This window comes from Collinsella sp. AM43-1, assembly GCF_003467925.1.
GTDB lineage: Bacteria > Actinomycetota > Coriobacteriia > Coriobacteriales > Coriobacteriaceae > Collinsella.
Map to the genome: position 1 here is coordinate 21,757 of NZ_QSFR01000021.1, position 11,016 is coordinate 32,772.

10 protein-coding genes and 1 pseudogene are annotated in these 11,016 nt (G+C 53.1%); 5 read left to right on the plus strand and 6 right to left on the minus strand.

Translation table 11 applies throughout. The features are described 5' to 3' along the window. Positions 1-3 precede the first annotated feature (3 nt). The 4 genes from DW925_RS08915 to DW925_RS10280 all read right to left on the minus strand — a co-directional run bounded on the left by DW925_RS08915 (position 4) and on the right by DW925_RS10280 (position 5,692). Positions 4-990, minus strand: coding sequence for a PD-(D/E)XK motif protein (locus DW925_RS08915; RefSeq protein WP_117629955.1), 987 nt, complete (start codon positions 988-990; stop codon positions 4-6). Beyond that, positions 968-3,730, minus strand: a complete 2,763-nt coding sequence (locus DW925_RS08920) for a Z1 domain-containing protein (RefSeq protein WP_117629956.1) — start codon at positions 3,728-3,730, stop codon at positions 968-970. The genes DW925_RS08915 and DW925_RS08920 overlap by 23 nt, the downstream gene beginning before the upstream one ends. Beyond that, positions 3,731-5,170 carry an ATP-binding protein gene (locus DW925_RS08925; protein ID WP_158565763.1) on the minus strand — a complete coding sequence of 480 codons (1,440 nt, stop codon included), beginning with the start codon at positions 5,168-5,170 and terminating at the stop codon, positions 3,731-3,733. 240 nt (positions 5,171-5,410) lie between these two features. Next, positions 5,411-5,692, minus strand: a complete 282-nt coding sequence (locus DW925_RS10280; RefSeq protein WP_233505715.1) for a hypothetical protein — start codon at positions 5,690-5,692, stop codon at positions 5,411-5,413. Between the two features lie 28 nt (positions 5,693-5,720). Here DW925_RS10280 and DW925_RS10285 point away from each other — a divergent pair, with 28 nt between their 5' ends. Beyond that, positions 5,721-5,924 carry a hypothetical protein gene (locus tag DW925_RS10285; protein ID WP_233505716.1) on the plus strand — a complete coding sequence of 68 codons (204 nt, stop codon included), beginning with the start codon at positions 5,721-5,723 and terminating at the stop codon, positions 5,922-5,924. A gap of 12 nt (positions 5,925-5,936) precedes the next feature. Here the strand turns inward: DW925_RS10285 and DW925_RS10380 are convergent. Further along, positions 5,937-6,059: pseudogene (locus DW925_RS10380) on the minus strand (hypothetical protein); the annotation flags it as partial. Between the two features lie 183 nt (positions 6,060-6,242). Between DW925_RS10380 and DW925_RS08935 the strand changes: the two are divergent. Further along, complete coding sequence (locus DW925_RS08935) at positions 6,243-7,046, plus strand: hypothetical protein (protein WP_117629959.1); 804 nt, start codon at positions 6,243-6,245, stop codon at positions 7,044-7,046. 12 nt (positions 7,047-7,058) lie between these two features. Here the strand turns inward: DW925_RS08935 and DW925_RS08940 are convergent, their stop codons facing one another. After that, positions 7,059-7,805, minus strand: coding sequence for a metallophosphoesterase (locus tag DW925_RS08940; protein WP_147329358.1), 747 nt, complete (start codon positions 7,803-7,805; stop codon positions 7,059-7,061). A 392-nt stretch (positions 7,806-8,197) separates the two neighbouring features. Here DW925_RS08940 and DW925_RS08945 point away from each other — a divergent pair, with 392 nt between their 5' ends. From DW925_RS08945 to DW925_RS08955, 3 genes are read left to right on the plus strand one after another with little or no spacing between them, the layout of a single operon-like run. Next, positions 8,198-8,740, plus strand: a complete 543-nt coding sequence (locus DW925_RS08945; protein ID WP_117790824.1) for a DUF4342 domain-containing protein — start codon at positions 8,198-8,200, stop codon at positions 8,738-8,740. A gap of 18 nt (positions 8,741-8,758) precedes the next feature. After that, on the plus strand, positions 8,759-9,544 hold the full coding sequence (locus DW925_RS08950; RefSeq protein ID WP_117640414.1) for a response regulator transcription factor: 786 nt from the start codon (positions 8,759-8,761) through the stop codon (positions 9,542-9,544). Beyond that, on the plus strand, positions 9,528-10,823 hold the full coding sequence (locus tag DW925_RS08955) for a cell wall metabolism sensor histidine kinase WalK (protein WP_117790825.1): 1,296 nt from the start codon (positions 9,528-9,530) through the stop codon (positions 10,821-10,823). Before DW925_RS08950 ends, DW925_RS08955 begins: the two co-directional genes overlap by 17 nt. The last annotated feature ends 193 nt before the right edge of the window (positions 10,824-11,016 follow it).

Here is an 11,016-nt window from a genome sequence, read left to right on the forward strand (position 1 = left end):
AATTCACCTCAATGCTTGGGTAATTGCGCTCTGATCAACTTCGTAATCAGAGCAGTAGCCAAGGTCGATTTTATATGTAACAGCCTTAACTCCAGGCGGACACGAACTGGAAACGATTCGCGGAAATCCATCCTTAACTTCATATGTTTCAGTTACGCCCTCGCTCCACAAGGTGTGGGAATAATCGTCTTCCGGAAAATACCCGGCATCCGACAGCTTCTCCTGAAAGTGCGCCAAATCCAATGGGCTGTCGAAGAGCATTTGAACATCGTTGACGACATCGGTAAGGCTGAATGCCGCTTTATCTTCATCCGTAGCGCTGTTCAACTCAACGACATATAAGAAGAGCCTTTCACTTTCGTTGGTGTTCAATTGCTCTTCTGACGATATTCCAATTTCCGAATTCGACGACCCTCGTTTGCTTTTCACCTCGACGAAAATCTGCCCGTAACCGAAATCGCGCTTAGAGCGTTCTGGCCCTGTCCAGCCACTCAAGGCATTCGACGGCTCGTAAATGGCAGCGGAAACCCGTTTAAGAAAAAGCAGCTCGCCGATAAGCCCTTTTTGTTGCTCGGCTGTGAGGGGACCACGCCCGGGCCTGAGAAACGAAGCCCATTTCTCGAGCCTCATGAAGGTCATCTTCCTCATCGCAACGGTGGGGGCTTTCTGCACCGAGTCGGCAATATCAAGACATAAGCGGAGAAATTGGGCTTTCATTTCCTGGTCTTGGAGCTCAAGCAGTATGGAGCGCTCCGATTCAATGTCTCGAATAGAGATGTTCTTAAACTTGGGAGGCTCCGGTGCCCCCGTCTCGCTGCTGTCATATTCGACAAGAAAAGCAGGGTGATTAGAGCGCCCCTTTGCCCAATAAATCCTTTTTGCATCGGGATTGACATCGGGTGCGACCATTCTCGTGTTGTAGTCGCCCCTTCCACGCGATCTAGGCAGCTCTTCCCACGGATTATCGCTAGTCGTCTTCATAATCATCATCGCTATCTTCGGGTTCCGGCATCATGTTCTCCAGTGCCACAGAATTAAAAACGTAAGTGACTGGTCGCGTTTGCTTATCGGTGTGCGGAAAACTGATGCTCCAGCCGAAAACGCATTCCTGAGCATCCCAGCTCTTCCACCAGGAAGGAGCTTCTTTTCCGGCCTCCTTCTTTTCTTTAATTTTGATTTCTCCAAATCGCATGCAAATCGGATGCAAAACCAGCAATGGCCGCCTCCTTATTTGACGATAATAGAGATCAGAACAGTTTTTCGCCTTGTCGCCGCTATGGTCTGCAGCATATCGTTCTTCCGCCATTTTCCTTTCTTCCGCACTTAAGCCAGCGGCCTCAACTCCACGACTGGATAAACGATGTTTCTCTCCGACAACAACGACATCATTGTTCGAAGCGCTACCGGGATATCTTTGCTCCATGCTGACCGTTCCATCAACAGGCAAATCGATTGGATCATTTGATCGAGAGCCATGTGCCAAGAGAACGTCCCATTCCTTCAGCTCGCCATCAAGCAGCCGTTCGTTGACGTAGCTTAGGATTGGAGCTTTTTGAGACTTTGGCGAAAGGCCATCTTCATTTTCATAGGCTTCTAGAAAAGCGGTAACAAACTTGACCGGAACCCCCTTATAAAGATATCTATAAGAGCCCCCGTCTTTGAAGTCCGCATACCCCTTTATTGCGCTAAGAAGGTCCCTGCATGCCGCCTCGTTATCGGCAACTATCTCCGCGTCCCTGTCAAATGCAATCGTTTCAACGAATCCCTCGTTTAAATCGATGGGGGCCTTTTCCTTTTGCCCGGCACCCATCTTATTTCTCGCGGTAACGGTCAGGGCATCAGGGCTCTGGCGTATTTTCAAAACGTAATTCTTTGGAGTGCGCTTAACTTGGCGCATGCTCCTTAGTTGATCGAACAGATTCTCCGTCGAATCGGCAACGTATTTGTACCAGCCCGCCGCCTCGTCGGTCATCCATACACGACAAAGATCCTCATACTGAGGCCTATATCCAAACCAACGAGCCATCTGCATCAGCGCATCATATGCTCTGGCGTTTCGCGAATAGTAAGAGACCGTTAACCCTTCAAGGGTTAAACCACGAGAAAGCCTATATCCGCCAACCGCGATAACTCGCTCGTTCCTGTTCTCATAGTCCAGAGCATCTCCTGAGTCTGTATTGATGCTCAGAACATGATAATCCGGGTCGTAGAGACGTGGCTGTATTTCGCTCCAGCCAAAACCGCAGCCTGCATATTCCAGCTCCCAAGTAGCTTTCAAATCCTTTAGGTGCGGAGAAGCCTCAAGCGCCTCCTCCGGGTTTAAGGCCCCATAGGATTTCGCCGCCGTATTCAGGTCGTTAAGGTAATCCTCAACTAGATTCCGCATGCAATTCTGCGGTTTCTTATAGGGAGATACATTGACCATCATCGTTGAATGGAAATTAGTGCCAAAACGAAGTGTCTTTATCGTCGTCGCCAATACAAAAGTACGAATTGCCGCCTTTAGACTAAGGGGAAGCATAAAGGGCTCAAAGCTACTTTTATGTTTTGCAGGAAGGACATCGTCCGCATCGTCAATGAAACGCAAGTGCTTGTGAGTAGGCTCGTCGTAATCTCCGAATACCTTTTTGGCACCGAAGTAGTCAGAGGACTCCTCAAGCGTATAAATAAAGTTGCTCGGGAAAAGGTCCTTGCCATACTCATCGCTGTCAACGCTAGGGTCGATCAAAACGTTAGCAAATGGCGTAGCAGTGTAGCCAACATAGCAGGCCTTATTGAATAGGTTAAGCAGGTTTCTTATCTGCCCATTGATTTTGGTCGGTTCATTCTCTCGCTTTTCGAGCTTGTATTTTCCGTTAATCGAAGCATTATCCGCTTCATCGTCAATGAGCAACAGAGGTTGATCCTGGCTATTGCTGGCATCCAGCCATTCAATTACCTGCTGGAGAGACTTACTATTCTTCTTAACAACAAACAAAAAAGGTTCGTTTGTTTGCGTCGGCTGGATGCACCTTAAAGCCTTAGCTCGTTCTGTACTAAAGTCTGCTTCTCTCGAGGTACAGGCAATTGGTCGTCGGGCTTGACTCCCCTTGCCAACGCCAACCGGTTCGACTGTGCTGTTCTCAATGTTAAAACCTGTAAAACCATCTTCAAGACGAGCTTGCGTCTGATTTCGCAGGACATTATGCACGCCGGCCATGACGATAATGATTCGATATCCCGCGTCGGCGGCGCGGGATATCAGCCCAATATAATTTGCAGTTTTTCCCGATTGAACGGATGCGACTACGAGGCCGCGTCTTGTAAAAGAGCCGCACTCTAAAGGATCGGCCATTAAGTCAAGGATGTTGCGACTGTCCCTATCTATCGACTTAACCGCGGCGGGCGCCCATTTCTTATCGCGCACCAAGTATCGCCTATAGCGATTCCAGTAGAACCATTCGATCGAGTCTTCTGCTTCACTCAACCAGGGATGGCTATCCTCATCCTTAAACTCAAAGCCAAGCTTTTTCTTAATCGTAAGCTCGCTACAATACTTCTCAACAAGCCTACGGACGATATCATCCTTGTCGCATTGTTTAGATACAGGGAAAATTCCGGCGAATGCAGTGTAGAACTGCGAATAGGTATCCGCAACATCCGCCTCTTCGGGAACGCCGTCATCGTTCTCTAGTTTATCTCTGGCGGAGTTGTCAATGTAATTGATGAACTGCTCTAGTGTGGCGTCCATTTAGCACTCCTCGATTCCCAAAATGGCAAGTACTTCATTCCAACGTGTGGCGAACAAGTCAACTGACCTCATAGTGGAGAGGATGTCATCCTCATCCTTCCCCATTTGTTTTAATGAGCCAAAGAAAGTGAGAACAGCATTACAAAAGTCATCGTCTTTCATCTCCTCAAAGCAAACTGACCCTTCGTTGTTCGACAGTTCGTAAAAAAGAGATTCCGTTGGGAATGACGATTCGACCAGCGAAAGAACAGTCTTGAAAGCAGCCCTCTGATCATCATCAAGAGATGAATTGAAGCTATCAAGAATTGGGTTTTTGCGATTAATGCAATAAAGGGTCTTGTCTCCAGTTTTTATCGCATTCCAAGCCGGATATACCTCAGGCCTCGTTAACCTAGCGCCGCGACGACGATAAACTCTTTTTGAAGGCGCACCAATATGAGCAATCAATTGTTTGATACTCGCCCTTACTTCTTCCGGAAGCTGAGCGGACACTTTCTTAACGTCAATTTTCCATGCTTCATCTTGGTTAACATCAATATCAATCTTCACGCGGCACAACTGGGTGAGAGCGGTTTTCTTGGCAATCCCAAACCAAGTTCCATGCAGTATCAAGCGCTTCGCGCGATAGAGAAAGACTCCCTGATTCTTTAAGTAACCGCCAGGAAGAGCAAACTTTTCATACTCTGCATCTGAAGCATAATTTGACCTATGCGGAAGAGTAAACGCCTGCATCGTAACGCCGGGACAAACATTTTCGACAGGCGATGGTTGCGTCGCCTGATTGCTAACATTAAATGGATCGATGGGGTCAAGCGTGCGATTATTCACATTGACCTTAATGCGCTTGAGCCCACGTTCTCCCGCTAAGTAACGATGAAATACAAGAGAGAGGTAATCTTGAGCCTCACTTATAATTCTGTCGTAATTGGCTTTTCCGGATCCATTTACCCCGGTTAGACGATCAAGTTTTTCCCATAGAACAAGCGTACCCGTCTCGTTCATCTCTCCAATAAACGGAATGGAGTCCGTTCTTTTCTGTTCCAAAACTGTCCATTTGTTTTCACTGGCAACAAGATCGAGATCCCACGTGAAGGCATTCACTTCACCGTTTTTCTTTGACACAACCGTCAGCCTTCTGCATTGTGAAAATGAAGCGGTTTTTAACCCGAGACCAAAACGCCCGAGATCGTTCAAATTCCGCTTGCACCTCGGATCAGTGCTACCGAGCCTCATGGCATGCATTAACTCATCTCTGCCAAGCCCCTCACCGTCATCAATGATTGCAATTCTGAAGTCATCAGAAGGAATAGCAAGGATTGAGATATTCCTTGCCCTCGCGGTAATAGAATTGTCAACAATATCAGCTAGTGCACTATTAAACGAATACCCAATATCTCTTAGGCTTTCAATTAAAATCCTCGGTTCGGGCTCAAGCTGCATCGATTCCATCCAAAGCCAATCTTACTAGCATCATAATCGATAAGTATAGCAGCGGCCATTAATCAATTATCACTTACCGGCACCCAAATCATGCGAACGGTAGCGCTACCGGCAATAACGTGACAGTCGCAGCACGATTATTCACGTTTCGGCGCTCATTTAAAACTGCCTTGCGGCATTCCTAACAGCCATCTTCAATGCGGTAGGCGTTTTGTACTTCACCATGTCCTCTGTTTCACATTACCCGTTCAGTACCATCAGCAAAGGCATCATCAGTCCGCGCCGCTTGGCGGTTTTAGAGTTCTCCTTTACGAATTCTTTCAGCCGCTGTATATCGAGCCCTCGCCCAAGCGCATCGTTATAGGCATCGATAATTAATGAGGGGTCCTCGCAATCGAGGCAAAGATCGACAAGCGTGCGCTCGGGCTTGGTTACCGGCAGGCCGTCGAGCCAAACGATATCCCGCTCGGCAATCTCGCGCTTTACAAAAGAAAGGGAATCGTTTCTCGTATTGATGCGCATGGGCGCGGTCATCCTGTAGGGGGGACAGATGGAAATCGCCCATTTGCTGCAGGTTCGCCGCAGTCGTACCGCTCACGGCGATGCCATCCCACTGGCGTTTTCTCTCCCACGCGCACAGGGAGGGATTGGTGAGCTTCCAAAGAGCGTTGAGCTCGTCGGTGTCTCGGCGCTGCGCGCCCGACATCCGGTAGGCACCGTGGCATATCCGCTCAAGACGCCCCACGCGGCATGAGTGCGCCAGCGCATCTCGAGAAATGTCCATGCGAGCCGCCTGAGCCGTGGTGAACACGCCCTCGCTCTCGGAAAGCTCGCTTATCGCCGTTATGTTGCTAAAGTACTTCATGTTGCATTTGTAGGATATTTTCATACTTTTGCAACGTGATTTGCATAACGCACAGGCGCAGTGCCTTGCTTAATCTGTTCCTGCCGCAGCGCTGTCGTTGAGAGGCCATCATTTTCCTCCCCTGGGACCATGCTGGCACCCCTAGCCGCTACGACCGCAGGCATGCCTATAATGAGACATGTTTCCTGATGAGAAAGGAATCCAGATATGGACGAAGCCAAGCTCGCCGATTTGAACCACATCCAGGACTTTTTCAACCGTGTCGATAGCGTGCGCAACAGTGCATCCCCGACCAAAAAGTTTCATATCGATCATCCAATAGGAATAGGCGTCAAGAACTTCATTGGATGGTGCAACGATTCCTGCGAGATCGGTTCCGAAAGCAGTAATAGCGCAGACGATGCCGAGACGTTGGGCGAAGCCATAGTCGCTCTGAATCAGCTTGACAACAGTGAGCTCGCTGCAATGGAAGCCGCTCTCAGGGAAGACGTATGGGGCGATTGGTGTGGAACCGAATGGAGACAAGCGAAGCAGGCAAAAAGACTCGGACCGACAATTAACATAATGAAAAATCACCCGGAAAACGCGGCCTTCTATCTTGTGCTCAGACACCGCACCGATAAGCAAAAGCATTACCGCTTTTATTTTGACGACGATACAATTGCAGAAGTCGATGCCTTCAAGCCCTTTACCGACAGCGCGCATGACAATTTAAATCAGCAATGGCATGTGCTCATCTCCGTGCTCGCATACCTCGATGTCGCTCACGCTTTAAGCAGTGATCAGCACGAATACCATTGCCTGTATCAACATTTTAAATCGCGGGACATGGGCGATTTAAGTGCATTGCATCTACAGTTATTGTGTTCCCCTAACCAGCCTGAAAACAGGCGCATCAAGCTACAGCTTGTTAAACCGAAGACGGCCCCAAAGCCCTGGACAATAACATATCGCTCGGAAGCGATGAATGGTTGGCTTAAGGAAGCACTGCGTAGGTTGGCAGACAAATAATCGCCCGTCAACCTACTCCAGCCCTTGCCCGCTGTACTTCCCTGTCTCTGAGTCGTAGTTCAGCACGACGACCTCACCGTGCTGAACTACGTTCCCGTCAATGTAGAAATGGCTGGCTCCGTCATACCAGATACCGCGGTAGCCTGCGATGCCCGAAGCCGCTTCGGTATTGATGTGCCCGGCGATAACATCCAGGTAGAACTTACGCCCCACGTAATCGGGCGGCATCATGGTAAACGACTCGGCAGACGTGCCCATCTTCCAATACTCCCCGGCATCCTCTTCAATACCGGCGTGCACAAAAACCTGGCCGAAGGGGCTCTCGTAAAAATAAGGGAGCTTGCGGACCCACGCGATGATGTCCGCATGCTCGGCCTTCATGCTCTCGACCGTAAAGGCGTACGCTTCCTCGAACTCCCTGAGCCTCAACAGATGCTTAACGTGCTTGAATGCCTCGGCATCTAAGAAGCTCTTAGCCGTTGCCAGATTGCTGTCGGCAAGTATCCATGCCTGCGTGAAATTGGGATCGTTCACCTCGTCAATGTACTCAAGGAACATCCCCTCATGGTTGCCACGCAGTGCCACGACGCGATCGCCGTAACGTTTTTGCAGGTCCATGATGAGCTCAAAGACGCCAAGCGAATCGGGGCCTCGATCGCAGTAATCGCCAAGTAAGACCAGCTTGAAGTCCTGGGCATCGAGGTCGATGGTGGATAGCGATGCCTTAAAGGCGTCCAAACACCCGTGAATGTCACTCATAGCGTAGATATGCACCTATGACCCCCTGTTTGCGTCGGGACCCCGCTCGTTTGCGCCATACGGCACGGCGACCCCTCTGATTTCGCGGGCGGCAGGCAACTTTGCCCCGTCACGCCCTTAACGTTGGTAATAAGTATATCTCGCCGTGCGGACACAAATTTACCCTTACGCCCCGGGCGCCCGGCCCGCACTTGCCTCAAAGACTGCCTGTGCCCACACCACCCAAAAACTCATCCAGCATTAATCTTGGCTCAAGAATCGCTTAATCTATAACCTGCACTATAGAGTTCGACCAAGGGCGGGGCGGCGCCGCGCGACGCAGGCCGCCAAACGCAACGCTCGCGCCCGGGCAGATCGCCCGACGTCGCGCCCATCGAACGAAAGGACAGGTCATGGACGACCTCGAAAAAGTTGAAACCATCCGCACCAAGTGCAACGTGAGCTACACCGATGCCAAGGCCGCGCTCGACGCCGCCGACGGCAACGTTCTGGATGCCATCATTTGGCTTGAGTCGCAGGGCAAGACCCAGACCACATCGGCGCATGCCGCCACCGAGTCCGCACCAGTCGATGAGCCCTCTGCCGAGATGGTCGCCGCGCAGGCCGCCTACGAAAAGTCGAGCGAAAAGACCGACTTCTCCAAGAAGATGGACAGCGTGTGGGAGTACCTCAAAAAGCTCTTCCGCCTGAGCCTGGACACCAAGTTTATCGCCACGCGCCGCGATGCGATCATCCTCAACATTCCCATCCTGATCCCCATCATCGCCTTGTTTGCCTGGGGCGCCACGATATGGTTGATGCTGCTTGGCCTGTTCTTTGGCATGCGCTACCGCATCGACAGCGACGGCGATGTGCCCGGCAGTATCAACAACCTTATGAATCACGCCGCCGACGCCGCAGACGACATCAAGCAAAATCTCAACGACGACAAGTAATCGCAGACGGGGGCACGTATGGCACGAATCCTGATTGTAGAGGACGAGGAGAAAATCGCCCGCTTTGTGACGCTCGAGCTGGAGCACGAGGGTTACCAGGTAGAGCACGCCGCCGACGGCCGCACCGCCGTGGACCTGGCGCTGGAGCGCGACTACGATCTGATTCTGCTCGACGTACTGTTGCCGCAGCTCAACGGTATGGAAGTGCTGCGGCGCATCCGCAAGCACAAGGATGTGCCGGTGATTATGGTCACCGCGCGCGATGCCGTGATGGACAAGGTGGCTGGGCTCGATGCCGGCGCCGACGATTACCTGACCAAGCCGTTTGCGATTGAGGAGCTGTTCGCACGGATCCGCGTGGCGTTGAAGCGCTCGGAGGCCATGCGGGCGGCTTCGGGCGTAGCTGGCGTCGGCGCCGGAGCGGGCATGGCGGGCGTCGCGGGCGAGAAGGCCACCGCGATGCCCCCGGCCAGTGACATGGCCCAGACCCCTGCCTCGCCCTCCCCTGCCACACTCACCGTGGGATCGGTTGCGCTCGACCCCGACCGCCGCGAAGTCACGGTCGGCGGCTCGCCCATCGCGCTCACGGCCCGCGAGTTCGACGTCCTCGCCCTGCTTATGGCGCACGCCGGCACCGTGCTCACGCGCGAGCGCATCGCGCATGAGGCGCTAGGCTACGACTACGTGGGCGATACCAACAACGTCGATGTGCACATCGCACATTTGCGCGCCAAGATCGAAGACGCTGGCGGCGCCCGCATCATCCAGACCGTGCGCGGGGTGGGCTATGTCTGCCGCGCATAACGCCGAGGCCAAGCGCGTCACCTCCATCGCCCGCGCCATCAACTGGGGCTATATGTGGCGCCGCTTGATGAGCTACGTCTGGCTCGATCTGTTGCTGATGGTGATTGCGGCGGCGATCCTCGTCTATGGATACAACCAGACGCTGCCCGACAGCGCGTTTACCGCAGGCTGGATTCCCGGCGCCACCGTTCACGGCATGTCGCTGACGCCCGCACGCGGCTGGGACCTGACAACGCTCACCTATACCGTCGAGTTTGCGCGTACCACCAAGACCTTCCCCCTCGCGCAGGACCTCGTCGCGCTATGGCCTCTCTACCTTGTCGTTATGGGTTGGCAGGTCATCAGCGTGCTCAACATGCTCGGCGGCGCCCGCCGCGTGCGCCGCACCATGGCGCCGCTCAACGACCTTGCCTTGCGCGTGGACGAGCTCGGCCGTATGCAGCTCTCCGGCGGCAAGATGGAAACGCTGGAACAGGCCATCGAGCGCGCAAGCGTCGACTCGCCGAGCGTCACCACCGGCGACGCCGACCTGGCAAGCATCGAGGTCGCACTCAACCGCCTGCTGCGCCAGATGCAAGAGGCCAAGCTGCAGCAGATGCGCTTTGTCAACGATGCGAGCCACGAGCTGCGCACGCCCATCGCGGTGATTCAGGGCTACGTGAACATGCTCGACCGCTGGGGCAAAGACGACCCGGACGTGCTGGCAGAATCCATCACCTCGCTCAAAGCCGAAAGCGAGCATATGCAGGAGCTCGTGGAACAGCTGCTGTTTTTGGCACGCGGCGATGCCGGTCGCACCGTGCTGCGGCGCGCGAATACCAACCTGGCTGCACTGGTCGGCGAGGTTTGCGAAGAATCACAGATGATCGATGCCGGGCACACGTATCGACTGGCCTTTGACGCTGCGCTTGTCAGCGACTCGCGCTGCGATGCGTCCGTCGATGTGGCGCTTGTAAAGCAGGCTCTTCGCGTGATCGTGCAGAATGCCGCCAAGTACTCGGATGCGGGAACGCCCATCTCGTTTGGCGTAGCGCCGGATGCGGGCATGGGCACGATCGACATAAGCGTTGAGGACGAGGGTATCGGCATGAACCAGGAATCCGCAGCTCACGCGTTCGAGCGGTTCTACCGCGCCGACAACGCGCGCGATGCCGGCGCGCAGGGCACGGGTCTGGGGCTTGCCATTGCCAAGTGGATCGTCGATAGCCATGGCGGTGTCATCGGTGTGACCTCGGTCGAAGGGGTCGGCAGCCGCTTTACGATTCGCCTGCCACGGTAGGGATGCCCCCTCGTGGATCGAGGTCTAATACTTTTCCCGAGAAGTGAACGACCATATTCGGACCCCCGAAGCATCCGCATTTTTCGGCCGCAAAATCGCAGGATTCCAGCATCGAAACTGCAGGAAACGATGCCCTTAAAGTGTCGATGCTTCGGGGGGTGTTCCTATAGTTTTGTCAACTGGGAAATGCTCT